Here is a 25676-nt window from a genome sequence, read left to right on the forward strand (position 1 = left end):
GGAATTTTATGAGCCTAGCAATCCCTGCATATTTTGCCAATTTAACCCAATTTTGTGCTGATGATTTTTATATCATCATCACTTGTGCAGACGGATTGGAGGCAGCGTTATGTATCGAGCTTGAAAGTTTTGAGCTTGCACCACAAATCTTGCGTGCAGGGCGTGTGCTGGTGCGTATTGATTTGACAAAGCTTTATCACATCTGTCTGTATAGCCGCGTGGCAAGCCGTGTCTTGCTACCACTGGGCGAGTATCATTTTAAACAAAAAATAACTGATAATACAGAAGTGCCTGATGAAGACATTCCGCAGGCGTTGTACCAATTTGCAAGAAGAATTGACTGGACGGCGTTGTTTGGGCTGGAGCATCGATTTGCGGTGCGTCTAAGTACCGATAAGCGATTGACAGTTAATCAGCAATTTGCCACCTTGCGTATCAAAGATGCTATCGCTGACACCTTTAACCATGCGTTTGCTGCACGCCCTGATGTTGATGCCAAATCGCCTGATTTTCAGATTTTTGCAACCGCCAATCAAAAAGTTGCCGAGCTTTTTTTGGATTTGTCAGGAACCAGCTTGCACCGCCGTGGCTATCGAGTGGCAAATACCGCAGCCCCTTTAAAAGAAAATTTGGCAGCGGCACTATTGTATGAGTGCAACTGGCATACTGGAGAGTTTGATGCCATCATTGATCCAATGTGCGGCTCTGGGACTTTTATCAGTGAAGCATTGCTCATGCGTGCAGGCTATCCTGTGGGGATTGATAAGGCAAGTCGTGAGTTTGGTTTTTATGCTTGGCAGCACCACAATGAATCGCTGTGGTTGGATATGGTGGCAGCGGCAAATGATGATTTTCATGCACGCCTTGCCAAGCTACAACAACAAAACTTAACAATCGTTGCCTTGGATGCCGATGCTCAAGCAATCCGAGCCTGTCATAAGAATTTATTGGCGGCAGGCTTGGGTTGTCTATTGCCGAGCATCACCTTGCAGCAGCAAGCATTGCACCATCTGCCGCGTACTTTGGTTGCCCTGCCTGAGCTTGCAACCAAAAATCCTTTGATTATCACCAATCCGCCTTATGGAGAGCGGCTTGGTGAGCTGGATTTTATCAAGCCTTTGTATCAGGGTTTGGGTTTGATCAGTGCAGAGGCGTTGCAACAAGCAGGGGTGCAACAGGCATATATGGCGGTATTGGCAAGTCAGGTTGAGCAAGCAGATACTTTGCCGATACTAAGCCCGCATACTTTGCGTTGCCATAATGGTGCTTTGACGGTGTATTTTCGCCATGGCGAGTTGAATTTGGCAAAACTGCCGAGTCTGATTGACGATTGGCAAAAACAACACATTGTCCATGAAGAGGCACAAGAATTTGTCAATAGATTACAAAAAAATTTATCAAATCTAAAAAATAAAGCCAATAAATATGCAGTGAGTAACTTGCGGGTTTATGATGCTGATTTGCCGAATTTTAATGTTGCCATTGATGTTTATGGCGACAAAATCCATGTGCAAGAATACGCACCGCCCAAGCAAATTCCTGCCGATGTTGCCAAGATGCGATTTAATCTGGTGCTACAGATGGTGCGAGAGGTTTTTGGCGTGTCTCGTGAGGCGATTTTTATCAAAACCCGAGCCAAGCAATCAGGCAATGAGCAATACACCAAAACTGAACATGGCAAGCGTCGTAAGTTGTGGCTGGCACGAGAAGATGGTGCGTATTTTTATGTGAATTTTACCGATTATCTGGATACGGGCTTGTTTATTGACCATCGCACCATGCGTGGGCTTGTCAAATCGGCCAGTCGTGGTAAGCGAGTGCTGAATTTATTTGCTTATACTTGTTCGGCAAGCGTCCATGCGGCACTGGCTGGAGCAAAGCAAGTAACCAGCGTTGATTTGTCTGCCAATTATTTGGACTGGGGTAAGCAGAATTTTGCCTTAAATGGCTTGTTGCTTGATGCCATTATCGAAGATAAGGGCGAATATCTGCCGAAATATCAGTTCATCGCTGCCGATGTGTTTGAGTGGATTAAGCACAATACCGAGCAGTTTGAGGTGATTTTTATTGACCCGCCAACTTTTTCCAATTCCAAGAAGTTTAAGGGTACTTTTGATGTGCAGCGAGATCATGCAGCCCTTATCAATCGTGCGATGAATCGCTTGAGTGCTGATGGCGTGTTGTATTTTAGCAACAATTTCAGCAAGTTTGAGCTTGATGAGGTATTGATGGCTCGCTATGAAATTGTGCAGATTACCCACAAGACCATTGGTTTTGATTTTAATAGCAAAAAGCCAATTCATCAAAGCTATGAAATCCGCCACAAAAATGCCCCAGTGCGTGATTTTGTTGATGAAAGGGTGCTTGATAAAACCACACGCCAAGAGTTGATGACTTATCAAGACAGCAAGCAGCAAGACAGCAAACAAAGGCAGAGTGCCAAGCGGTTGCCACAAGTGAAGGAACCTAGGTCAAAAAATCGCCCAACTTATCCACGCCAAGCCAATAAAACACAAAGTAAGCAGCAGCCCAGCCAATCTGGTACGAAGCGAGTGTATATCAACCCTAAGGCGGCAGACGGTGCGAATTTGGCAAAAAAATTAAATGATAAATTAAATATAGATACACAAAACCTAAGCGAAAAACGCTACAGTATCAAAGCAAAGACAAATACAACGGATAAACAGTCATGAATCAATTTCAAACCGATGACGAGCAACAAGAACTGACCGAGGTACTTTTGGGTCGTGATGACACCACCCATACAATCGATGATGAGCAGGCAGACGATGATCGCCATGACTTTGATGATGGTATTCAATCAACTCGCTTTAAAAAATTACAAAAAAAGCTACGCAAAGAAGTGTCGTGGGCGATTCGCGATTTTAAGATGATTGAAGATGGCGATGTGGTGATGGTCTGCATCTCTGGTGGCAAAGACAGCTTTACTTTGCTGGATATCTTGCTATTTTTAAAGAAAATTGCACCGATTCAATTTGAGGTGGTTGCGGTTAATCTTGACCAAAAGCAACCCGGCTTTCCTGAAGAAGTGCTGCCACGCTATCTGTCAGAGCAGGGCATTCCTTACTACATTCTTGAAAAAGACACTTATAGCATCGTAAAATCTGTCGTACCAGAAGGCAAGACCTATTGTTCGGCGTGTTCTCGTCTGCGTCGTGGCTCGTTATACGGTTTTGCCAAGCAAATCGGTGCAACCAAAGTGGCACTTGGGCATCATCGTGATGATATTTTGGCAACTTTTTTCTTGAACTTGTTCCATGGTGGCAGCCTAAAAGCCATGCCGCCAAAATTATTAAGCGATGATAAGCAAAATGTCTTGATTCGACCTTTGGCATATGTTGCCGAAAAAGACATTATTAAATACGCCAATTACAAAAAATTCCCCATCATTCCTTGCAACCTGTGCGGCTCACAAGAAAACTTGCAACGAGCAATGATTAATGAGATGTTGCGAGAGTGGGATAATGCTCACCCAAAGCGACTTGCCAGTATGTTTAAGGCACTGCAAAATGTCGCTCCAAGCCAATTGGCTGATCGCAATTTGTTTGATTTTGAGAATCTGACGCTTGCTCGAGATGATAATGAGCGACTGTTTGAAGGTGAAAAAATTCAAGCAGGGTTGACAGAAGAGCTTGACAAGATGGGCTTGCCGATTAATCCTTTGGTGCAAAATTTTAATCCAAAGTTTACTGACACACCCAAGCAGGCAGACGATACGCAGGATTCGGACAAACCGTATAAAATCCCTGTGATTAATCCATTGATTTAGGCGTATCACCAAAATCCCACCAACAAAAAACCTAGCACGATGCTAGGTTTTTGGTTTTGGACTTATAGCACTTGGCGAATTTTTTCCAAAGCTTCATCAATTTCGGCTTTGCTGATGATAAGAGGTGGGGCAAAGCGAATAACGGTATCATGAGTTTCTTTGCACAACAGTCCTAATTCCTTGAGCTTTTCGCAATAAGGGCGTGCCGATGTGTTAAGTTCCATGCCGATAAACAGCCCGCGACCACGCACCTGTTTGATGATAGGATTGTCAATTTTTTGTAATTGAGCCAAAAAATACGCACCCAGTTCGGCAGAATTCTCAACCAAATTTTCATCAAGCAAAACATCAAGAGCGGTCATTGAGACGGCACACGCCATCGGGTTGCCACCAAAGGTTGATCCGTGCGAACCTGGTTCAAACACTCCCAAAATATCATCATCTGCCAGCACGCAAGAGATGGGGAACACGCCACCACCCAATGCCTTGCCCAGAATGTACATATCAGGCACAACTCCTTCATGCTCGCAGGCGAATAGCTTACCTGTGCGACCTAAACCTGCTTGAATTTCATCAGCAATAAATAATACATTGTGCTGTTTGCAGACATCAAACGCTTTTTTCATGTAGCCTGCTGGCGGGATATTGATACCTGCCTCACCCTGAATTGGCTCAATCAAAAATGCAGCGGTGTTTGGCGTGATTGCTGCTTGCAGGGCTTCAATATCACCATAAGGCACAAGTTTGATACCGCCAAGCATTGGGCCAAAACCACGCTTATAATCAGGGTCTGATGACAGCGATACCGCACCCATCGTACGGCCATGAAAATTGCCGATGCAGGCAATGATTTCGGCTTGATTGTCCGCCACGCCTTTGACATTATAAGCCCAGCGTCGTGCAGTTTTGATGGCGGTTTCGACCGCTTCAGCACCTGTATTCATCGGCAATACTCGGCTTTTGCCTGCCAGTTTGCAGATTTTTTCGCTCCATGGGGCAAGTTGGTCGTTATGAAATGCACGACTGGTCAGCGTAACCTTGTCCGCTTGTGCCTTGAGTGTGTCAATGATGCGTGGGTGGCAATGACCCTGATTGACCGCCGAATACGCACTGAGCATATCCATATAGCGTTTGCCTTCTGGATCTTCTACCCAGATTCCAGCGGCTTTGCTGATGACGATAGGCAGTGGCAAATAGTTTTTTGTGCCATAACGATCGTTTTGTGCGATGAGCTGTTCGGTTTTACTAGTCATAAATACTCCTTAAAGTTAAACTCCAAAATGATATGATGAATCTTGACGCTGGTTATAATTGTCAGTTAAGGTTAATAATGATTAATGATTTATAAATTTTTAATAAACCATTGCAACGCCATATCATAACCAATATCACCAAGCCCACAAATCACCCCAACCGCCTTGTCCGAAAAATAAGAATGGCTGCGAAAAGGCTCTCTGGCATGAACATTGGATAAATGCACTTCGATAAAAGGCTTGTTTAGTGCTGATAGGGCATCACGAATGGCGATGGAGCTGTGGGTGAAGGCGGCAGGGTTGATGATGATGCCATCAATAGGGTGTGCTGCCAAAAGACCAATCTCGCCAATAAAATCAACAATCGCTCCTTCGTGATTTGACTGAAAAGCAATCAGTTCAATGGCGTGTTGTGCTGCTTGTGCCTGCAATCGCTGCTCGATGTCATGCAGGGTGGTCGTGCCGTACAGGTGCGGTTCTCGTTTGCCGAGCAAATGCAGATTAGCACCATTAATCAAAGCAAGTTTTTTTGAGGTGGCAATAGACATAAACTTGATCCAAAACCAAAAATTCATTGTAGCGAATTTGCCAAGTTTTGGCAAATATTTGTTGTGGATTTTGTTAATTTTCTGTGGCTTGGGTGTAATCTCGCCATTAGCGACAGGCTATTAACTGATAATTAACATTGGCTAATTGTATGGAATATATAGCAATTTTTTTGGTATTTTATAAAAAAATATTGGGTATTTGTAATTTTTCCTATGTAAGTATTTGTAATTATCAGAAATAATGGTAAGATAATCGTGCAAGATATCTGTAAGGTTGGTGGATTTTGTTTTTGCCAGTTATCGAGATTAATTTGTCGAGGCAGATATCAGGTTGTGTAATTTTTTAAGGAAATCACCATGTCAAAAGAACAAGGTACAGTAAAATGGTTTAACGATGCCAAGGGCTTCGGTTTTATTCAGCGTGCTACAGGTGAAGATGTATTTGTGCATTTTCGTGCGATTGTTGGTGAGGGTTATCGCTCACTAAAAGAAGGTCAGGCGGTGGAGTTTATCGTCAGCGAAGGCGAAAAAGGCCTGCAAGCTGAAGAAGTCAGCAAACTATAATGCCAAAAACAGCAGTTCTTACTGCTGTTTTTTTGTGCCAAAGTCTTTGCTGGGCATGGTTTTGTAAACTTGTCAAATTATTTGTTCATATCAAGGCTTTGTAGTCTGGCATAATAGCCATTTTTTGCCAGCAGTTGTTGATGCGAACCTTCCTCAATGATTTTGCCTTCGTCCATCACAATGATACGATCGGCTTGTTCAATGGTGCTAAGGCGATGAGCAACGATGATACTGGTGCGACCAGCCATCAGCCGTTCGAGTGCTTGTTGCACCAGTTTTTCTGATTCATTGTCCAAAGCACTGGTTGCCTCATCAAGCAGCAAGATGGGTGCGTCTTTTAAAATGGCTCTGGCGATAGAAACACGCTGACGCTGACCACCTGATAGTTGACTGCCATTGGCACCGATTGGTTGGTGTAGTCCCAAGGGGTGCTGTTCAATAAGCGTGGATAGATTGGCGGCATGTAGGGCTTGTCTGACTTGCTCTTCGCTTGCCTGCGGGGAGGAATAACGCACATTTTCAAACAAAGTGTCATCAAACAAAAAAGTGTCTTGAGAAACAAGGGCAAATTGTGTGCGTAAATTGCCAATCTCAATGTCATTAATATCCACGCCATCGATGGTGATTTTGCCCGCAGTTGGTTGCACAAAGCGTGGCAGCAGATTGACAGCGGTGGTTTTGCCAGAGCCTGAGCGACCAACCAAAGCGATTTTTTCGCCTGCTTGAATGCTTAGGTCAAAATTATCCAGTGCTTTTTTGGATTCGCTGGCATATTGCACATCGATATTTTCAAAGTGCAAATTGCCAACCACTTGGTTTAGGCGAATTGTGCCACGATTTTCTTCGTTTTTCTCGTCCAAAAATTGACACACAGAATCGGCAGCCAAAAACATCGTCTGCATTGGAATGCTGATATTGGCAAGGTTTTTAATAGGGCCAAACATTTGCATCATCGCCACGATAAATGCCATAAACTCACCGATGGTGGTTAATCCTTGTTGGCTTTGCCACAGGGCGATAAAAATCACCACCGCAAGGGCTGATGAGCCAATGATTTCACTAACAGGAGAGCGGGTGGCACTGGCTTGGGTGATTTTTTTACTCAAGCGAACAATGGTGTCATTGACTTGACCGAAGCGTTTGGCAGCTTGAGCCTGACCGCCAAATAATTTCACCACACGATGCCCTTGGTGTGTCTCATTGACGGTATTGTTCAGAGAGCCGATGGATAATTGTGCATTATTAATAATATCTTTTAGTTTATCTCTATAATATCGAGACAACCAAGACAGTATCGGAAACATAATCAGCACAATCAGAGTCAGCTGCCAGTTAAGATAAAACAGTACAAAAGTCAGCCCAAGAACAATCAAAGTATCACGGGTCAGGACAATAAAAACTTCGCTGCCGTTATTGATTGAGTTGTCTGCCATCTGCACCATGTTCATTAGCACATGACCTGAAGAGGTGTTTTGATAGTAGCTTGAGGGCAAATCAAGCATTTTGTCAAACATATCACGGCGTAGATGGCTGATGGCAACAATGGATACCCAGCTCATCATGTACTGACTAACAAAACGGCAAATGCCACGAAAAATCACCAAGCCCATAAAAAACAACGGTACAATCCATACTTTGTTCTCGGTACCCCAAATGGCGTACTGCATTACATCTTTGTAATATTTTAAAGTTGCAGCAATGCCATCAAAAGCAGGCAGGGGAGTTTCGCGAGTGTCAGGTATGGCAAAGCCCTGATTGACCAACGGTGCGATAAATGCTGCCAGATAGCTTTCGGTAAAGGCGACGCCAATGATTGCCAGCAGGGCAAGAAAAATGCGTGCTTTGTATGGTTTGACATAGCCCATCAGCCGCATAAAACTTTCGGCATCTTTTTTGCTGAACAAACCAAAGGTGAGTTTATGAATCATAACAAATAATTACTGACTAAAAAGTTGAGAAGGTTACTGCCAAGCAGCTTTAATCCATTCACTTGGGAGTACATGACGATACCACTTACCACCACCGCCTGTGATGGCATCGGGCGGATTAATCTCACCATGAAAAACAATGATTTTTGCACCGCTGGGTTTTTTTGGCGGGATAAAATATGCCAATGGAATTTTTTGCAAGCAGTGATATTTAAAGCTGACACACCACGAACTGTCCCAATACTCCAGATGGTGATGCTCTCTGAGATAATTGGACAAAAATGCCTGCTCATGGCGAACTTCTTGGCGTATTTTTTCAAAATTTTGTTCAAAATATGTTAATAATTCTGGATAGGTATTTTGACCAATTTTAAAGCGATATACTGAGCTGTTACCAACCATACGCCATGGTTTTTTCCAATCACGGATAATCACCACGCTGTCCTCATGCTTGGCATTATAAGTAAAAAAACAATCAATATTATCTACAATAACAATATCAATGTCCAAAAACAATGCCGTGCCTTTTAGATCGTATAACTCAGGCTTAAAGGTGGTGAGTTTTTTCCAGCCACGCTCGGGTAGATTGGCAGGCAGGTTAAGCTCAGGGATAGGATAGCACTTGATATCTGGGTTGATGCCTGTGGTGTCGTCGGTCAGGCAAACCATCTGAAAATCAAGCGTTAGATGGCGTTTGACCATGTTATACAGGCGATTGACATACTCGGCAGGGTATTTGCTACCCCATTTCATGCAGATGACATAGCGGTTATCTTGACTCATGGGAAATATCCTGTGTGCTGTGATAATGTTTGGCTATTTTTTGTAGTTCATCATCACTTAGTTGATAGATATTATTAATATTTGGCACATATTTAAATCTGCGATAACCCCACATATAATGTGCTTTATGCTCATTTATCATGGCTTGCATTGTTAGGTTTAGTGCAGAGGTGGCAATGGTGGCATCTGGGTGATACAGATTAGCGTCGTCCAATTGATAACAAAAAATATCAAAGCCTTGATTGTCATCTCGGCGAATGCAAGCAAGCCCTACCAATGCACAAGCTGTCTTATTGGCAAGTTTTGGAGTAAGTGTGCTAGAGAGGGTGGGGATATTAAAAAATGGTACCACCACACCCCCTGAAGGGTCTGGTACATGGTCTGGCAAAATGATGCTAAATCCACCAGATTTTAAGCTCTTAAAAATTGCCTTTACCCCTGTGGCATCAGTAGGCACAAGCGTGGCGTTGAGTCGTTGCCGACCTTGTAGTACAAAATCATTGCTAATTTTGCCTTTGATGGGCTTGTACATGATGGTTGGCGAGCCGAATTGATTGAGCCATGCGTTCATCATCTCCCATGTGCCAAGATGTGGCACAATGGCAAGCATACCATTGGGATTGGCAAGGGCATTGGTTAGAATATCTTGATTGTGAATTGTATGAATTTGCTTAATTGACCAATCAGGTGGCATTGCCCATGATTTGACCGATTCAACGCTGGTTAGGCATTGGTTAAGCACAGTTTGTCGGTGTAGTTGTCGCCGTTCTTGTGCATTTAATTCTGGATAGGCAAGTTGCAGATTGCGATGCACTGAGCGATTGATGCTTAGTGAGGGCATGAGCAATATCAACCAAGCAACCATACGAGCCATTATCCGCAGTAGGGATAATGGCAGATGGCTAAATAGCTGATAGGGATTATTCATGATAATCAGTTGCTGTCTTTGCTTTTTTCACGAACACGCAGACCCAGTTCACGCAATTGCTTGGCGTCGACTTCGGCAGGTGCGTCTGTCAAAGGGCATTCGGCAGTCTTGGTTTTTGGGAAAGCGATGACATCACGGATAGAGCTTGCACCAACCATGAGCATAATCAAGCGGTCAAGACCCAGTGCCAAGCCACCATGTGGTGGTGCACCATATTTTAGGGCGTTAAGCAAGAAACTGAATTTTTCGTTGGCTTCTTCTTCGCCAATGCCCAGAGCCTCAAAAACTGCCGTTTGCATCTCAAGTGTGTTGATACGCAGACTGCCACCACCAATTTCTGTGCCGTTTAGCACCATGTCATAAGCGATGGATAGGGCGGTTTCTGGGCTGTTTTTCATTTCTTCAACCGTGCCTTTTGGACGGGTAAATGGGTGGTGTACAGAAGTCCATTTGCCATCATCGGTTTCTTCAAACATTGGGAAATCAACCACCCATAGCGGTGCCCATTGGCAGGTAAGTAGGTTTAGATCCAAGCCAATTTTGACACGCAACGCTCCCATGGCATCATTGACAACTTTGGCTTTGTCAGCACCGAAGAATATCAAATCGCCATTTTGGGCATTGGTGCGGCGAATCAGCTCAACCAATACCTCATCGGTCATGTTTTTGATGATGGGTGATTGCAGCCCTGATTCTTTATCAACGCCATTGTTGATATTGCTGATGTCATTGACCTTAATGTATGCCAAACCTTTGGCACCATAGATGCCGACAAATTTGGTATAGTCATCAATTTGCTTACGGCTGATGTCAGCACCATTTGGAATGCGCAGAGCAACAACACGACCTTTTGGATCGTTGGCAGGGCCTGAGAATACCTTAAATTCCACTGACTGCATGATATCGGCGACATCAATCAGCTTAAGTGGGATACGCAAATCGGGCTTATCAGAGGCATAATCACGCATTGCATCAGCATAAGTCATGCGTGGGAAAGTGTCAAATTCTACACCCAGCATGGTTTTAAAGAGTTCTTTGGCAAGCCCTTCGGAGATGTTCATAATCTCTTCATCGTCCAAAAATGAGGTTTCGATATCCACTTGGGTAAACTCAGGCTGACGGTCAGCACGCAAATCCTCATCACGGAAGCATTTGGCAATTTGATAATAACGATCAAAACCTGCAACCATTAGCAGTTGTTTAAATAGCTGTGGTGATTGTGGTAGGGCATAAAACTCACCGTTAGATACACGGCTTGGCACCAGATAATCACGAGCACCCTCTGGCGTGGCACGGGTCAAGATTGGCGTCTCAACATCCAAAAACCCTTGCTCGTCCAAATAACGGCGAATCACCGAAGTGGCTTTGGCACGGAACATCATACGCTCTTGCATTTCTGGGCGACGCATATCCAAGAAGCGGTATTTTAGGCGTAGCTCTTCAGATACGGTAATGGTGTCATCATTTAGTGGAAATGGCGGTGTTTCTGCCTTGGCAAGGGTTTGGATTTCTTTGGCAAGCAGTTCAACATTGCCGCTTTTCATGTTTTTGTTTTCGGTGCCTTGATAGCGTGCACGGACACGACCAGTGATTTGTAGCACATATTCAGAGCGAGCAGCATCGGCGGTTGCAAAGGCCTCTGGCGTATCAGGGTCAATAACGACCTGCAACAAGCCTTCACGATCACGCATATCCAAAAAAATCACCCCGCCGTGATCACGACGACGATGCACCCACCCAACAACAGTGATGGTTTGGTCAATCAGCTCTTCGGTTACAAGACCGCAATAAATGCTACGCATATACAGTTTACCTTAAATTATTAATTATGTGAAATAACAAAAGCCACACAAGCAACCTGCAAGTGAGTTTTTATAAGCAATAAATATTTCAATTGCTACATTATGCCTGTTTATTGATTTTCGTGCAAGTGTTGGCAAAAAAATTCATGACAATTAATGAAGACTGTATGCAAAAAATAAAAACCATGAAAAATATCAGCCACTTAGGCTGCTTGACAATTAACCACATTGCTTAATATTTGTTCATTTTGCCAATACTTGATTAAAAATATTAATTTTTGGTGATTTGTTGTGGCACAATGGCGTTGGCTGTGGTAGCATTAACAATATTTATCTGTATGATTTATAAGTGTTTTTGTTAAAATATTTATAAATAAAACTAATAAATTAGTAACGCTGATTTTGTTTTTGCACAATTTGCCAAAAAAGCTGGAATGATGTTTTCATGGATACCTTAAATCTTTTGTATGTTATCGCCTCATTGCTGATTTTTATCAGTATTATGACGACTACGCTGTCGGCTCGCTTGGGTGTGCCTTTGTTGTTGTTTTTTTTGGGCGTGGGCATGCTGGCTGGCGAAGAAGGGGTTTTGGGCATTGAGTTTGCAGAATATAATTTGGCAAATTTCATCGGACAGGCAGCATTGGCGTGCATTTTGCTTGATGGTGGTTTGCGGACTTCATTTAACTCGTTCCGTGTCGGGCTAAGACCTGCAATCACTTTGGCAAGCTGGGGGGTGTTGGCAACGGTTGCTGTGCTGGGTTTATTCGCCACTTGGCTTTTGGGCGTTGATTGGCGGCTGGGGGTATTGATGGCTGCCATTGTTGGCAGTACCGATGCGGCGGCGGTTTTTAGTTTATTAAGAAATGGCGGCGTAAAGCTCAACGACCGTGTGCAGGCAACGCTTGAGATCGAATCAGGGGCGAACGACCCTTTGGCGATTTTGTTGGTTACTGCGATGATTGCTCTAAATCTTGACCCAAGCAGTCAGGGGGTGGTTGATATTATCCTGATGCTTATCAGTCAGATTGTGATCGGTTTGGTGTCGGGGTTGCTTGCTGGTTGGGCGTTGTCTCGGTTGCTGCCAAAGGTGCATCTGGCAGATGGTATGTATGCCATCTTAATCCTGTCGGCAGGCATGGTGGTATTTGGTTTGACAAACTTGCTTGGCGGTTCGGGGTTTTTGGCGGTGTATTTGGCAGGCGTGGTGATTGGCAATACCAAAGTGCGTGCGACCGAGCATGTGCTGCGAGTGATGGATAGTTTTGCATGGCTGTCCCAAGCGGTACTTTTTGTGGTGCTGGGACTACTTGTACAACCATCGAGCATATTTGAGGTTTGGCATTATTCGTTATTGATTTTTATTTTTTTGTTATTTGTCGCAAGACCCTTTGCCGTTGTTAGTTCGCTGTTGCCATTTCGCTTTGGATTTCGCGAAATTGGCTTTATTTCGTGGGTTGGTCTGCGTGGTGCTGTGCCGATTACTTTGGCGATTATCCCTGTTACTATGCAGGTTGCAGGGGCGGATTTGGCGTTTAATATCACCTTTGGAGTGGTGATTTTGTCTTTGCTGGTGCAAGGTGCGAGCATTCCGATGATGTCAAGGCTGTTTCGCGTGTGGGTGCCGACCAATAACGAACCAAAGGCTTGGCATGAGATTTGGGTGGGTGATCAGGCAAATATCACTTTGTATGAATTTGAGGTCAAACAAGGAGCATTTGCCATCGGTCGCCATCCGCAGAGTATTTCTAGCAAGTTTCAGGCTGATGAGATGTCGATGTTTGCTGTGGTTAGGCAGGGAAAATTATTGACCGTCAATGAGGATACCATCTTAAAAATGGGCGATGTGGTGTGGTATGCCTTGCGTACTGATATTGCTGGCAGTGTGGCAAAAATTTTCAATAATTCAGCAACGCAATACCAAAAAAACAGCGAGTTTTATGGCGATTGGTTGTTGTCGCCACACGCTCGCATTGCTGATTTGCCATTTTATAATCTGGCGACTCGCTCACTGGCAACCGCTCAGCAGCGGCGTTTGGCACGACCTGTTGCCAGTGCTTTTGATGTATTTACCGTGCCACCTGATGTTAGTAGTTTGACAGGGGTGGACGAATATTTGGTTGCCAAATTAACCGCCGCCAAAAACCAAACGGTTGAAGAATATATGATGGAGCATTTTAAAACCGAGCCAGTCAAGGGCGACGAGGTGCATCTTAATGATACTTGGTCGCTGATTGTGCGTGATGTTGATAATAAAGGCAGGTTGCGTGGCGTTGGTCTAAAAAATAAGAGCAAAAATCCCACGACAAAATCCACTGATTGATTGCAAGATTGGCGATTTGTCGGTTTTTTGTAATATTTTTTGTATATTGCTTTAAACAAACAGCATCTGCCCTGATTTAAGCCTGTGGTTATGTTTTATTTGTTCTTTAAACATGAATAAATTTTAAAGTTAAATTTATTAAAGGATAGTTATGTTACATTTCCCCAAAAAACTCGTTGAGCTGCAAATCATTCACCTAAACAAATCTCAACAAGATGCCATCAAGCAGCTTGAAAATGCCAAAAAAGACAGCGATTTGTCGTGTCAAATGTTGGCAAAATTATGCCAAAAAATTAAGAAAAATCAAAAACAAAATCAAGAAAACATTGATAATAATGAGCAGGAACAAGCTGTATATGTGCTTGATTTTGACGGCGATATCAAAGCCAGTGCGGTTGCACAATTGCGTGAAGAAATCAGCACCATCATCAGTGCAGCAGCCAAGGGTGATGAGGTGGTATTACGCTTAAAAAGTGGCGGCGGTCAGGTTCATTCCTATGGTTTAGCTGCAGCACAATTGGCACGGATTAAGCAAGCGGGTCTGAATCTGACGATTTGTGTTGATGAAGTGGCAGCCAGCGGTGGCTATATGATGGCGTGTACTGCCGACAAAATTATCGCCAGCGATTTTGCCATCATCGGCTCGGTGGGCGTGGTGAGTCAGTTGCCGAATTTTCATGAATTCTTAAAAAAGCACGATGTGCAATTTGAGCAATTCACCGCAGGCGAGTACAAGCGAACGGTAACGATGTTTGGCGAAAATACCGACGAAGATCGTGCCAAGCACCAAGAGGATTTGGAACGCATTCATCAATTGTTTAAGGATTTTGTCAAAAAACATCGCCCATCGCTTGATGTAGAAAAAATCGCCACAGGTGAGATTTGGTTTGGTAGTGATGCCAAAACGCTTGGTTTGGTTGATGAGATTGGCACATCGGACGCTTATTTGCTTGATAAACTTGACACACAGCAGGTCTATGCACTGCACTCACGCACCAAGCCAACTTTGGCCGAAAAACTAGGTCTTGCCGATCAAGTCTCAACAAGCGTGGCACAGGTGGCTGATGCAGCATCTGGGGCGATTGGGCAGTGGCTACACAAGTTTAATCGTGCCAAGTTTTAGAGCATGACTGTCAAGTTACTGGGAATTTTTACCAATTTGCGTTACAATATGGATTTTGATAATTTTGGATATTTTGATGAAAAAATTAGAAGAACTATTTAATAAAGCTGATAAATTTGGTCGTGTTGTTGCCAATCGCTTTAGTAAAATCAAGGACTTGAACGACATTCGTGGCATTGGTGCAGGCAAGACGGTACTAATCACAGGTGCCAGCAGTGGCTTGGGTGCGATGATGGCACGCAAATTTGCATTTTTGGGCTATGATTTGGCAATCTGTGCAAGGCGAGTGGAGCGACTTGAGGCATTAAAAACAGAGCTTGAGCACGAATTTGGCATTACGGTGCATATTGAGCATCTGGATGTCATGGATTATGAGCAAATTTTTACGGTATTTGACAAATTTGTCGCCAAGGCGGGCAGGCTTGATAAAATCATTGTCAATGCAGGTGTTGGCGATAGCCGAGTGATTGGGCATGGCAGATTTAATATCAACCGTGCAACCGCCGAGACCAATTTTATCGCAGCGATTGCTCAGTGCGAGGCAGCGATGCAGATTTTTCGCAACCAAAACAGCGGTCAGCTGGTGGTCATCTCCAGTATGTCGGCGGTGCGTGGCTTGCCGCGACATCTGACAACCTATGCTGCCGCCAAGGCTGGTTTGGCAAGGCTTGCCGAAGGCATTCGTGCTGATATGATCAAAGAAAAATTGCCGATTACCGTATCAACCATCTATCCAGGTTATGTGCGTACTGATTTAAATATCGGTGCCAAATACTTACCTTTTGAGGTGGAGGAGGACGAAGGGGCTGATGTGATTATCAAGGCAATTGAGGCGGGTGTTGATGAGGCTTATGTGCCTGCATGGCCATGGTTGCCGATTGGGCTGGGTATGAAGTATCTACCGCTAAAGCTAATCACCAAATTTATCTGATGTTTTGTTATCAAAAGGCTTGTTGTTGCAAGCCTTTGCGATTTTGAGCGATTGTCAAAAAGGAGATTGCCAAATTGAGTAACAGCCAAAACCCAACACAAAAAAGCACTGAGGTGATGATGGAGGCTGCCACCGAAGCCAAACAAGCTGCTGAGGTTGCCAAAGAAGTGGCGGCAGACGCTGCCAAAATCACCAAAGACACCATTGAATCTGGTGCAAACAACACCTTGGATTTTTTGGGTGTGCCGATTGATATTACTACATTAACCCAAATGGCCATTGATATGTCAGGCAGATTGGCTTTGGCATTATTGATTTTCTTTGTGGGCAAATGGGTGGGTAAGCGATTGGTTCGGCTTGCCAAGCTGGTAATGGCTCGCAGTCGTCTGGATAATACCGCTGCCAATTTTTTGGGCAATTTGCTCTATGGTGTGATGCTGGTTGCGGTTATTTTGGCGGCGTTAAATAAACTTGGCGTTAATACCAACTCATTTGTTGCGATTTTGGGTGCGGCAGGTGTGGCGATTGGTGTCTCGCTAAAAGACCAGTTATCAAATCTGGCTGCTGGTGTGCTGATTGTGATTTTTCGTCCCTTTGGGCGTGGCGATGTGGTAGAAATTGGCGGCAAGACTGGTACCGTGCTTGAGATTACGCTGGTGAATACGCGTATCCGCACAGCCAATAATCATGAAATTATTATCCCAAATGGCGACATCATGACCACTGCCAGTGTGAATTTTTCGTCATTGCCGACCCGCCGTGTTGATGTTGAGGTGGGCATTGGGTATGATGCGGACATTCGCAGTGCCAGAGCGGTCATGCTTGATTTGGCAAAAAATCACCCCAATGTGCTGGCAACGCCAGAGCCTGTGGTGCTGGTAACTGCACTGGCGGACAGCTCGGTGGATTTGTCATTGCGTGTTTGGGTGGAAAATGAGCATTGGCTGACGGTGCAAGCAGATTTGCTTGAGCAGGTTAAGTATGCCTTTGATGAACATGGCATCAATATCCCATTTCCCAACCGTACGGTGCAGATTGAGGGGTTTGATATGCAGACACTGAGCAAATTGCTACAACAACAAAAAGACGATGCTTGACAGCCTAAGCTGCCTGGTGAATTGGCTTGTGGTGAGGGGTTGCTAAAATGCCCGTTTGTTATGATGAGAATATTTGTTGCATTGTAGTAAAATTCCCTGTTAATCATTCATCATGCAGTAATGCCATGCAGGATAATAAAATATAAACACTGTATCAAAAATAAGTGAATTAATTATGCCAAAAAATCCATTTTCTTTTGCCAAAAAGCACCTAACACAGGGCGTGCAGGTGCTTGGGCGTATCCAAAAGACCGCAAGCGTGGCGGGTTTGTCGGCATTGCGAGTGGCGGCAGGCGATAAGATGGACGCTTATTTGCTAAAAGATGCCTTTGAGCAATTGGGCGTAACTTATATCAAACTTGGTCAGTTTATTGCCAGTACGCCGTCAATTTTTCCACGAGAATATGTGCTGGCGTTTCAGGGCTGTTTGGATCAGACAACGCCTGTTGGATTTGACAAAATTCGCCAAGTGCTTGATGACGAGCTGGCAGATGAGCGGCGTGGCTTGGGCGATATTTTTGCATATATTGATCCAAAACCTCTGGCATCGGCTTCTATTGCACAAGTGCATAGGGCGGTGCTGTCTGATGGTCGTCAGGTGGCACTTAAGGTGCAAAAACCTCATGTCAAGGCGGTCATGCAGACAGATTTGGGCGTGTTGCACAGTGTATTTTGGGTATTGGAGCGTGCAATTCCCAATCTAAAAGCAGTGTCTTTGGCTCCGATTGTTGATGAGATACGCACCAGAATGATTGCCGAAACCGACTTTTTGGCAGAGGCTCGGCACATTGAAAGGTTTGTGGATTATCTTGCCAAAACAGGCAATCAAAAAGTCATCGCCCCAAATGTGCATCATCAGCTGTCTACCAAAAAAGTGCTGGTGATGGATTTGTTGGTTGGCAAATCACTCATTGATGACAGCTTGATTTGGGACGGTACGGCGGGCAAAGACAGCAAGCAAATCATGAGCGATGTGCTGGATACTTGGTTTTTGTCGCTGATGATGACTGGCGAGTTTCATGCTGATTTGCACGCTGGTAATTTGATGTTACTTGATGATGGTCGCATCGCCTTTTTGGACTTTGGTTTGATGGGTAAGATTGAGCCAGCGAGCCTGCAGGCGTGTTTTGCACTTGTGCAGAGCTTGCAGATGAATGATTATCATGGCATGGCACAGGCGATGGTGGCTATCGGCATGACCAAGAAGCCTGAGCAGATGGATATGCAGCTATTGGCGATGGATTTGCAAAAAATGCTTGGCAAAATTCATGGAGCGACAAACGCCGCCCATGCCGAAGAGGGGCTAAATGTCATGATGCTTGAGATGGTGGAAATTGGCAAGCGGCATGGCATTCATTTCCCTCGAGATTTTGCTCTGCTGATTAAGCAGTTGTTGTATTTTGACCGCTTTATGCTGACTTTGGCACCTGATATGGAGTTGTTTGAGGGCGAGCGGCTGGATTTTATTAAGATTAACTAAACTGCCAGCAGTAGCTTATAATAACCACACGGACAATCAAAGAGATTGCTGCACCGATGAAGGCTTGATTTGCTGTCAATCGCTATGTTGATATTGTTCAATAAAAAAACACCAGATGGTAAAACTTAACCATCTGGCTGATGTGCTTGATAAGGCGGCAAATTTTTGCAAGTATGATGATTTTATTAATTGGATAATATTTATAATTTTTGATAATGATCCAGCAGCACTTCGGCAAGATCGTCTGCCAAATCACGACGCAGCGGTGCTTTGTCGTGATAATTATCATGAAGACTGCTGTAATTTGGCTGTGTGCGGGCTTTTTTTAGGCTGGCAGGCAGTGCGTTACTTTGCCAAGGCAGGGCATGTTGCTTGTTGTCGATGGCATCTATGCTGGCGTGTCCGCGATGCCTAAGTACATAGTGCAGGCTTTGGCTACGAGCTGCCAGCAGGGTCAAAGTGGCATCATCGATATTGAGCGTCTGAATGCCTAGGGCTTTGTCTTTTAAGGTATTGCTGTTTGGCAACAAACCACCAAGCACGCCGCCAATGGCAGTACCCAGCCCAAGACTTGTCCCCAGCGTCGCCACATCAATGCCAGCACCGATAATCATGCCTGCCAGACTGCCACCTGCGGTGCGTATGCCATACTGAGCCAATAATTGACTGTCAAAAATATCCTGCACCTCGCCTGTGATGGCAGGGCTGTCATCATTGAGCGTATCTTGATAAAATCGGTACAATGCCAGCAGCTGTTGTTGTAGAATTTGTTCTGCTTGTCGTACGGCATTTTGCATGGCACTAAGCACAGGTTTTGGGTCGCTGCGTTCGTCAATTTTTTTGCTAAAAGCAGCAACATTAATCAAAAAATCCGCAATGAGCAAACTGCCTTGCTCCAACAATTCTTGCCAATTGTCATGCCGCTGTTGTTTGAGTGTGGTAATATTGACATCATGCTGTAGCAGCAGGCTAAGGTTTGACCATAGTGCCATTTCGTTGTCAAAATCAAACGCCACAGTATCAAAGCTACTGCTGATATGCAAGGCTCGCCTGCCAAGCATTTCACGCCATGCGTTTGGTTGATTGGCAGCACTGGTGAAGTTAAATACTGGCAAAATAGGCACGCCAGAGTTTGCCAAAATAGCCAGCTCATCTTTATATTTGCTCAAGACAGGCTCTCTGGCATCGATGACATATAGGGCAACATCAGAGGATAATAAACTTCTGATAACTTTGGCTTCTTGGCTATAATCCGCTTGCAGCCTATCATCTTGATTATCCACCGCTGCCAAAAACGCCATCAGTCGTTCAACGCCATCAGCTCGCCCATCGGTATACAGCTGCAAAAAATCCATCACGCCTGCTGCATCCTCAAGCCCAGGCGTGTCATACAGCACAACCAGTGGCTCTTGGTGGTTGCCAAGTATCTGCACCGCACTGACATGGCGTGTGGTGGCAGAGCTATTTTTTACTTCGCCAAAATCACTGTCTCGCAACAAGGTTCGCATGAGCGAGGTTTTGCCGACATTGGTGTGTCCGATGACGCAAATTTTGCTTGGCTGGGTGGTTGTGTGATGAACAGACATGGCTTAACCTAGAAATGTGTACTAGAGGCAGTTGGGGGGTTTTGGCAGACCTGCGATACGATTGACATGACGAGCAACCAAACCTGTGTTAAACAGCTGCTGTAGCTTTTGGTTGCTAAGTTGCAACTCAGGCAGGGTTGCGGTCAAATGCTTGATTAAAGCTCGCGTGGCAGGGCTATGATGATAAGTCTCAAAAAAGTGGCGTACTTGCTGCAAAATTTGATAATGCTCATCGCTTAGTTGCAAATCCAGCGTGTTTGCCAATTGTTGAGCGATGGCAGGGGTCCAGTCCAGATGGTTTTGTAGATGTCCATCATGGTCAAGGCGTGGGGTATCGTGGGGTAATTTATTCATAAATAATAAACTAAAAATTAAGGCATATATCATAATCTTGAGCATTTGCCGTGCCAAACTTAAGTGCTTGGCGGACTGGCTCATCAATGATAATATCATCAGCAAACTGGTGCAGGGCAGGTGCTATGTCATACAGCTCAAGCGACTGAATCATGCCATAAATCCGCGTGGTGGCATCAGTTAGCAAGGTCAATGATTGCTCACCAAGCACAAATTGCACCAGATGGTCAAAAGTTGCCAAAGTCAGTCCCAACGAGATGGCTTCATAGGCGATGAGTTCACTGTCGGTATTGATATGAATCAAAAATTTTTGCATGGTTATCTGTGGGCTAATTAACTTAATACTGAATCACGGTGGTGTCATCATCAATCATCAATACAAGCTCAGACAGCCCAGTTAAATAAAATGGACTAAGTAAATTATCACCATCGAGCTGATGACGCGTGGCATTATTTTTGTCGGTGATGCCACGAGCCAAAGCGGTGCTGACACATACAGGTAGTGCTAGCGTGTGCGATTTGGCAAGAGCTATCCAGCCCTGTGCAATGCTTGGTACATCGGCAGTCTGCCACGCCAAGCGATTGGCAACATAAGCACCATCACCATAAAAAAATACCAAAACGCACTCGCCACGCTTAAGTCTTTGGGTGGCGTCTGTTAGGGCGAGATTTGCCTGCTTGCTGTGCGGCGAGCAAGTAATCAACAAAAGGGTCTTGTGGCTCATGGTGATACTTTTTTAAATAAAGACTTATTATAGCCCAAAAGATAGGGTAAAATAAGCCCATTGTTAAAAATTTCTTTGGGTCATGATTGCTGGTTTAGCAAATCTGGACTTGTTTTTAAATAATATCAATTATCTAACTTTGGGTGATTTTGCGAGGATTTATGGCGTTGAGTGCATTTGTGCCAAATCAAAGACAGCTTGATGGGCTAAAACTTGCCAGCCCCTTTGCATGGCAAATTTATCAAAAGCAAACAACTGTCGCCCAGAGATTTTTGGCTGAGTATGATTTATCCCTGCCACTTGTGCGGTCTGACTTTGACGCCTTGGTGCGTCGTTTTGTGGGCTTGGGGACGACTTATTATTTGGACAGCATTGATGAGCCGATGGTGATGGCAGGGTTGCGGCAACTTCGGCAGCTGTTGATGCTCAAATGGATTTGGCAGGACGCATTATCATTGATTGAGCTTGATAGACTCATGCAGGAGCTGTCAGATTTTGCCGATGCTTGCATTCAATTTTCGAAAGATTTTATTTATAATAAATTAACAAAACGCTACGGCACGCCACAAATTAAACAAAAAAACAAAACCATCGCTGATGAATTTGCCATTATCGCCATGGGCAAATTGGGGGCAGGCGAGCTGAATTTGTCGAGCGATATTGATTTGGTATTTGTGCATATTGCCAATGGTGAGACCGATGGTACCAAGAGCATTGACACGCACAAATTCATGAAAGACCTTGGACGAGGGGTGATTAAACTGCTTGGCGAAAATACCGAGCATGGCTTTGTATTTCGGGTGGATATGCGGCTAAGACCGTGGGGAGATGGCTCGCCGCTGGTGCTGCACACGACAGCACTTGCCAAGTATTTTAACCAACATGGGCGGACATGGGAGCGGTTTGCATGGCTAAAAGCAAGGGTGGTCAATGAGATTGGTGCAGATTTTTCGTATAATTTACAACAGATTATCAAAAATTTTGTCCATCGGTATTATATAGATTATAGTGCATTTAGTGCTTTGCGTGAAATGAAGGCGATGATTGTCAATCAGCAGACCCAAAGGCAGGATTTGGACAATGTCAAGCTGGGCGTGGGTGGTATTCGTGATATTGAGTTCATTGTGCAGGCATTTGCTTTGATTTATGGCGGGCATCATGTTGCTCTTGCGGAGAATTCTGCCTGCCTGCCTTGCTTGACAAAATTGATTGAGCTTGGCTATATTGAGGAGCAAGAGGGCGAGCAGCTGGCGGCGGCATATCGTTTTTTGCGTCGCTTAGAGCATGCTATCCAAGCACGCCACGACCAACAAACCCAGCAGTTGCCAAGTGGTGCTGATGAGCTTGCCGCGATTGCAACTTGCTTGGGTTTTGAGTCGGTGGCTGCATTTCGTTCGGTGCTTGATGCCCATCGGCAAAATGTCAGCCGACCGTTTGGGCGTATGGTAACAGACAGGCAATCCCCCAAGCAAGAAAGTCTAGATATTGCACAGATTTATGAGTCGCTTCAGGATACTTTGGGTGATGAGGCGAATGCGATTTTGGCAGATTTTATGAACTCAAAGTTGGTTGCCACACTTGATGAGGTATCCAAAGAGCGGCTAAATCAGGCATATCCGATTATCCTGCACGCTGTTTTGCTTCATGCCAAAAGGCAGGGCGTGCCAGCGGTGATGCAGGCATTGCCACGATTGATTGATTTGCTTGAGGGGATTTGTCGGCGTTCGATTTATTTGGTGATGTTAAGCGAAAATCCCAACGCAACCATGCGATTGATTCCAATGCTGGGACAAAGTTCGTGGATTGCCCGTGAGCTGGCACATTATCCTGTGCTGCTTGATACTTTTTTGCAAAAGCGGTATCTGCACCTGCCTGATAGGGCGGAGCTTGGGAATATTTTGCGACAAAGCCTGCTGCGTGTTGAGCCGTTTGATGATGAAAGTTATCTAACTGCCATTCGCTTTTTTAAAAAAACCCAAGTATTGGCGGTGGCGACGGCGGATATTTTGGGCTTGCGACACATTATGAAAGTCTCGGACAGCTTGACTTTTATTGCCGAGGTGGTGCTGCATTCGGCGTTGTATCGTGCTTATGATGAGCTGTCCAAAAAGCACGGATTGCCATTGCTACAAAACGGCGAGCGAGCCACAGTGGATAATTGCGGTTTTGCCATCATTGGCTATGGCAAGCTGGGCGGGCTTGAGATGAGCTATGCGTCAGATTTGGATTTGGTATTTTTGCATCGCATTGATGAGCTGGGCGAAACCGATGGCGAAAAACCAATCAGTGGCATGAAATTTGCCGCACGACTTATCCAAAAAATCATCACCTATCTTGCCACACAGACCCGCGATGGTCGTGCTTATGAAATTGACACTCGCCTAAGACCATCTGGTAATGCAGGCGTGGCGGTGATTTCAACTTGGGCATTTGAAATGTACCAAACCCAAAAAGCATGGTCATGGGAGCATCAAGCTCTCGTGCGTGCCAGAGGCTTGGTTGGTGATGACAGTGTGCTTGCGGAGTTTGATCGCATTCGCAAGCAGGTACTGACAACGAGACGAGATGTTGCCCAAATTCGCCTTGATGTTATACAAATGCGGCAAAAAATGCAGACGCACCTAGGCTCTAAGTCTGACAATCATACAGATGGCAAGCACCAGTTTCACCTAAAGCAGGATTCTGGCGGATTGGTGGATATTGAGTTTTTGGCACAATACTTGGTGCTGCGATATGCCCGTGATTATGCCGAGCTTGCCAGATGGTCGGATAATGTGCGTATCTTTGAGGCGGCTCAGACGACAGGCATCTTGGCAAGCGAAGATTGTAAACAGCTGACCGATGCGTATCTGCAATTACGCAAAAAAACGCATGAGATGGCATTGTCCGAACAGCCAGCTGTGGTGAGTGATGATCAGTTTGGGCAGCTGCGGCAGTTTGTGCGTACAATGTGGCTTGAACAGCTTGGTGATGAGGCACAGTAAGCGGTCTTTATAACTTAGGCTTGTTATATTTTTAGTGTTTTTCAGGCGGTCTTAGGCTGGAGGGTTTCATTTGCTTACTGCTGCCAGATGTCAATATTCTTTATGGTTTTTGGTTGGTTAAATGGCTTTTCTAACCAAGTATTGATTTTATCACCAATCATGTCTTTGTTGGGTGGTTTGAAATTTGTTTTGTTGGATAGAGTGAATTTTTGCTAAAATAATTTATAAGTTTTTGTCAGTATTATTTTTTATAAAATGGTTGGTTTTTTGTCTCGTCAATAAGATGATATTAATAGGATTTTGTGATTGTAAATATTTTAAATAATAAAGTTTTATAAATTTGAATGCTTATCAAACCCATTTAACCTAACAATTTCTTTGATTGTATTTTTATCAAACAGTTTTTTGTCTTATTTGCTACTAAAAAAGCTTGGTATATAAAAACACCAACTACATTATTATATCAAGTAGGTATAATAAATCACTTTACTATATCTTAAACTCAATTTCATTCTTGATTTTGAAACATGACAAATAATGACTTTTATAAATTCATTATTTGCCATTCCCTTTGATTGTCAAAAAATAGTTTAAGAGCAAGCCAAAATACCTTACGGTAGAAAATCCATTGTTGGATAAAATTAATTATTTTTTATAAAAATTTACAAAAATACTTGATTATTAATTACTGTTTATTATAATTAAGTACAACTGTACAAAGTGATAGTTATCTGACCTACTACCACCTTATACAGTTGTGGCTGTTGGTTGAACTGACAGTCTTTTCATAAACTTCAAATCAGGAAAAATCCATGAAAAAACTTTCAATTCTTGCACTAAGTGCAACCTTTGCCATCACTCCTGCTTTTGCAGAAATGACCACCCATTATAACACAGTTTCGCCACAAACTGATTTATCTTTTGCTTTTGATGACAGCCAAAACCTACAAGCCACCGCTATGACTGAGCAGGAAATGGCAGAGACGGAAGGAGCTTGGTTTCCTGTTGCAATTGCATTAAATGTTGGTGGTCGCTTTGTTGCCAATCAACTGGTTAAACACTATATTGGAAATGCAAGTTTGGCTTATGGTACTTATTCTTGGGGCAAAAACCAAGGAAAAAAATAATCATTTTCTTGACCAAATATTTAAACCGTTAAAAACGGTTTAAATATTTGCATAGTCTCCTATCAATTTTGTATGAGACCTTTATGCCATATATTTATAAAATATGCCCACACTGCCGTGATAAGTGTATAGATGTTATAGGTTTTTCAGGACGATGCCCTGTTTGTCAAACGTCACTTCAGACTGCTGCTTATTTTTCCATTGGTTTGACAGCATTATTGCTGATTTGCTTATTAATTAGCTTGTATTTGAAATTATACATTATTTCTTTAGGATTTTTATGTCTTATCTTGATTTATAAGATATTTTCATACCAAATAGATTGTTTGTTATTCCCTTTGATTGTCAAA

Annotated in this window: 20 protein-coding genes; 10 read left to right on the plus strand and 10 right to left on the minus strand. The window is 44.0% G+C overall.

Annotated features, from left to right (window positions below):
* Window positions 1–8 precede the first annotated feature (8 nt).
* Entirely contained in the window at window positions 9–2693 is a 2685-nt protein-coding gene (rlmKL, locus tag EL162_RS05715; RefSeq protein ID WP_126330701.1) for a bifunctional 23S rRNA (guanine(2069)-N(7))-methyltransferase RlmK/23S rRNA (guanine(2445)-N(2))-methyltransferase RlmL, read from the plus strand.
* A 32-nt stretch (window positions 2694–2725) separates the two neighbouring features.
* The gene (ttcA, locus tag EL162_RS05720; RefSeq protein ID WP_375537712.1) at window positions 2726–3790 is read left to right on the plus strand and encodes a tRNA 2-thiocytidine(32) synthetase TtcA; all 1065 of its coding nucleotides are present in this window, start codon (window positions 2726–2728) and stop codon (window positions 3788–3790) included.
* Window positions 3791–3852: 62 nt separating this feature from the next.
* Here the strand turns inward: ttcA and EL162_RS05725 are convergent, their stop codons facing one another.
* Both EL162_RS05725 and aroQ read right to left on the minus strand, forming a co-directional pair.
* Window positions 3853–5043 (minus strand): ornithine--oxo-acid transaminase, encoded by a 1191-nt coding sequence (locus EL162_RS05725; protein ID WP_126330705.1) that lies wholly within the window; start codon window positions 5041–5043, stop codon window positions 3853–3855.
* A gap of 89 nt (window positions 5044–5132) precedes the next feature.
* Window positions 5133–5591 (minus strand): type II 3-dehydroquinate dehydratase, encoded by a 459-nt coding sequence (gene aroQ, locus EL162_RS05730; protein WP_126330707.1) that lies wholly within the window; start codon window positions 5589–5591, stop codon window positions 5133–5135.
* A 357-nt stretch (window positions 5592–5948) separates the two neighbouring features.
* Between aroQ and EL162_RS05735 the strand changes: the two genes are divergently transcribed.
* Window positions 5949–6155: a cold-shock protein gene (locus EL162_RS05735; protein WP_076555302.1), complete on the plus strand. Its 207-nt coding sequence runs from the start codon at window positions 5949–5951 to the stop codon at window positions 6153–6155.
* A gap of 77 nt (window positions 6156–6232) precedes the next feature.
* Here the strand turns inward: EL162_RS05735 and msbA are convergent, their stop codons facing one another.
* Genes msbA through aspS form a run of 4 tightly spaced genes read right to left on the minus strand, consistent with a single transcriptional unit; the run spans window position 6233 to window position 11596 of the window.
* Complete coding sequence (msbA, locus tag EL162_RS05740; protein ID WP_126330709.1) at window positions 6233–8083, minus strand: lipid A export permease/ATP-binding protein MsbA; 1851 nt, start codon at window positions 8081–8083, stop codon at window positions 6233–6235.
* Window positions 8084–8116: 33 nt separating this feature from the next.
* Window positions 8117–8866 (minus strand): glycosyltransferase, encoded by a 750-nt coding sequence (locus EL162_RS05745; RefSeq protein ID WP_126330711.1) that lies wholly within the window; start codon window positions 8864–8866, stop codon window positions 8117–8119.
* A complete protein-coding gene (locus EL162_RS05750; RefSeq protein ID WP_126330713.1) occupies window positions 8853–9794 on the minus strand; it encodes a lysophospholipid acyltransferase family protein in 942 nt (313 codons plus the stop codon). The genes EL162_RS05745 and EL162_RS05750 overlap by 14 nt, the downstream gene beginning before the upstream one ends.
* 5 nt (window positions 9795–9799) lie before the next feature.
* Window positions 9800–11596, minus strand: coding sequence for an aspartate--tRNA ligase (aspS, locus tag EL162_RS05755; protein ID WP_126330715.1), 1797 nt, complete (start codon window positions 11594–11596; stop codon window positions 9800–9802).
* A 445-nt stretch (window positions 11597–12041) separates the two neighbouring features.
* Here aspS and EL162_RS05760 point away from each other — a divergent pair, with 445 nt between their 5' ends.
* The 5 genes from EL162_RS05760 to EL162_RS05780 all read left to right on the plus strand — a co-directional run bounded on the left by EL162_RS05760 (window position 12042) and on the right by EL162_RS05780 (window position 18550).
* A complete protein-coding gene (locus tag EL162_RS05760; RefSeq protein ID WP_126330717.1) occupies window positions 12042–13919 on the plus strand; it encodes a potassium/proton antiporter in 1878 nt (625 codons plus the stop codon).
* Between the two features lie 151 nt (window positions 13920–14070).
* The gene (gene sohB, locus EL162_RS05765; RefSeq protein WP_126330719.1) at window positions 14071–15042 is read left to right on the plus strand and encodes a protease SohB; all 972 of its coding nucleotides are present in this window, start codon (window positions 14071–14073) and stop codon (window positions 15040–15042) included.
* A 76-nt stretch (window positions 15043–15118) separates the two neighbouring features.
* A complete protein-coding gene (locus EL162_RS05770; protein ID WP_126330721.1) occupies window positions 15119–15973 on the plus strand; it encodes an SDR family oxidoreductase in 855 nt (284 codons plus the stop codon).
* A 116-nt stretch (window positions 15974–16089) separates the two neighbouring features.
* A complete protein-coding gene (locus EL162_RS05775; protein WP_126331685.1) occupies window positions 16090–17070 on the plus strand; it encodes a mechanosensitive ion channel family protein in 981 nt (326 codons plus the stop codon).
* Window positions 17071–17245: 175 nt separating this feature from the next.
* Window positions 17246–18550: an ABC1 kinase family protein gene (locus tag EL162_RS05780; RefSeq protein ID WP_126330723.1), complete on the plus strand. Its 1305-nt coding sequence runs from the start codon at window positions 17246–17248 to the stop codon at window positions 18548–18550.
* 200 nt (window positions 18551–18750) lie between these two features.
* Here the strand turns inward: EL162_RS05780 and EL162_RS05785 are convergent, their stop codons facing one another.
* From EL162_RS05785 to EL162_RS05800, 4 genes are read right to left on the minus strand one after another with little or no spacing between them, the layout of a single operon-like run.
* The gene (locus EL162_RS05785; RefSeq protein ID WP_126330725.1) at window positions 18751–20136 is read right to left on the minus strand and encodes a GTPase/DUF3482 domain-containing protein; all 1386 of its coding nucleotides are present in this window, start codon (window positions 20134–20136) and stop codon (window positions 18751–18753) included.
* 21 nt (window positions 20137–20157) lie between these two features.
* Entirely contained in the window at window positions 20158–20490 is a 333-nt protein-coding gene (locus EL162_RS05790) for a TusE/DsrC/DsvC family sulfur relay protein (protein WP_126330727.1), read from the minus strand.
* A 10-nt stretch (window positions 20491–20500) separates the two neighbouring features.
* Window positions 20501–20806, minus strand: a complete 306-nt coding sequence (locus EL162_RS05795) for a hypothetical protein (protein ID WP_076555314.1) — start codon at window positions 20804–20806, stop codon at window positions 20501–20503.
* Window positions 20807–20828: 22 nt separating this feature from the next.
* Entirely contained in the window at window positions 20829–21215 is a 387-nt protein-coding gene (locus tag EL162_RS05800; protein WP_126330729.1) for a DsrE family protein, read from the minus strand.
* A gap of 161 nt (window positions 21216–21376) precedes the next feature.
* On the opposite strand from EL162_RS05800, the gene glnE reads away from it, so the two are divergent.
* Both glnE and EL162_RS05810 read left to right on the plus strand, forming a co-directional pair.
* Entirely contained in the window at window positions 21377–24199 is a 2823-nt protein-coding gene (glnE, locus tag EL162_RS05805; protein WP_126330731.1) for a bifunctional [glutamate--ammonia ligase]-adenylyl-L-tyrosine phosphorylase/[glutamate--ammonia-ligase] adenylyltransferase, read from the plus strand.
* 812 nt (window positions 24200–25011) lie between these two features.
* Window positions 25012–25326, plus strand: coding sequence for a hypothetical protein (locus tag EL162_RS05810; protein WP_126330733.1), 315 nt, complete (start codon window positions 25012–25014; stop codon window positions 25324–25326).
* Window positions 25327–25676: the final 350 nt, after the last annotated feature.

Origin of the sequence: Moraxella cuniculi (assembly GCF_900637105.1) — a bacterium.
GTDB lineage: Bacteria > Pseudomonadota > Gammaproteobacteria > Pseudomonadales > Moraxellaceae > Moraxella > Moraxella cuniculi.

Bases quoted from the DNA above. Each gene is read 5' to 3' on its own strand.
- rlmKL (WP_126330701.1), top strand. From the start codon at position 9: ATGAGCCTAGCAATCCCTGCATATTTTGCCAATTTAACCCAATTTTGT.
- EL162_RS05725 (WP_126330705.1), bottom strand. From the start codon at position 5,043: ATGACTAGTAAAACCGAACAGCTCATCGCACAAAACGATCGTTATGGC.
- aroQ (WP_126330707.1), bottom strand. From the start codon at position 5,591: ATGTCTATTGCCACCTCAAAAAAACTTGCTTTGATTAATGGTGCTAAT.
- EL162_RS05735 (WP_076555302.1), top strand. From the start codon at position 5,949: ATGTCAAAAGAACAAGGTACAGTAAAATGGTTTAACGATGCCAAGGGC.
- msbA (WP_126330709.1), bottom strand. From the start codon at position 8,083: ATGATTCATAAACTCACCTTTGGTTTGTTCAGCAAAAAAGATGCCGAA.
- EL162_RS05745 (WP_126330711.1), bottom strand. From the start codon at position 8,866: ATGAGTCAAGATAACCGCTATGTCATCTGCATGAAATGGGGTAGCAAA.
- EL162_RS05750 (WP_126330713.1), bottom strand. From the start codon at position 9,794: ATGAATAATCCCTATCAGCTATTTAGCCATCTGCCATTATCCCTACTG.
- aspS (WP_126330715.1), bottom strand. From the start codon at position 11,596: ATGCGTAGCATTTATTGCGGTCTTGTAACCGAAGAGCTGATTGACCAA.
- EL162_RS05760 (WP_126330717.1), top strand. From the start codon at position 12,042: ATGGATACCTTAAATCTTTTGTATGTTATCGCCTCATTGCTGATTTTT.
- sohB (WP_126330719.1), top strand. From the start codon at position 14,071: ATGTTACATTTCCCCAAAAAACTCGTTGAGCTGCAAATCATTCACCTA.
- EL162_RS05770 (WP_126330721.1), top strand. From the start codon at position 15,119: ATGAAAAAATTAGAAGAACTATTTAATAAAGCTGATAAATTTGGTCGT.
- EL162_RS05775 (WP_126331685.1), top strand. From the start codon at position 16,090: ATGATGGAGGCTGCCACCGAAGCCAAACAAGCTGCTGAGGTTGCCAAA.
- EL162_RS05780 (WP_126330723.1), top strand. From the start codon at position 17,246: ATGCCAAAAAATCCATTTTCTTTTGCCAAAAAGCACCTAACACAGGGC.
- EL162_RS05785 (WP_126330725.1), bottom strand. From the start codon at position 20,136: ATGTCTGTTCATCACACAACCACCCAGCCAAGCAAAATTTGCGTCATC.
- EL162_RS05790 (WP_126330727.1), bottom strand. From the start codon at position 20,490: ATGAATAAATTACCCCACGATACCCCACGCCTTGACCATGATGGACAT.
- EL162_RS05795 (WP_076555314.1), bottom strand. From the start codon at position 20,806: ATGCAAAAATTTTTGATTCATATCAATACCGACAGTGAACTCATCGCC.
- EL162_RS05800 (WP_126330729.1), bottom strand. From the start codon at position 21,215: ATGAGCCACAAGACCCTTTTGTTGATTACTTGCTCGCCGCACAGCAAG.
- glnE (WP_126330731.1), top strand. From the start codon at position 21,377: ATGGCGTTGAGTGCATTTGTGCCAAATCAAAGACAGCTTGATGGGCTA.
- EL162_RS05810 (WP_126330733.1), top strand. From the start codon at position 25,012: ATGAAAAAACTTTCAATTCTTGCACTAAGTGCAACCTTTGCCATCACT.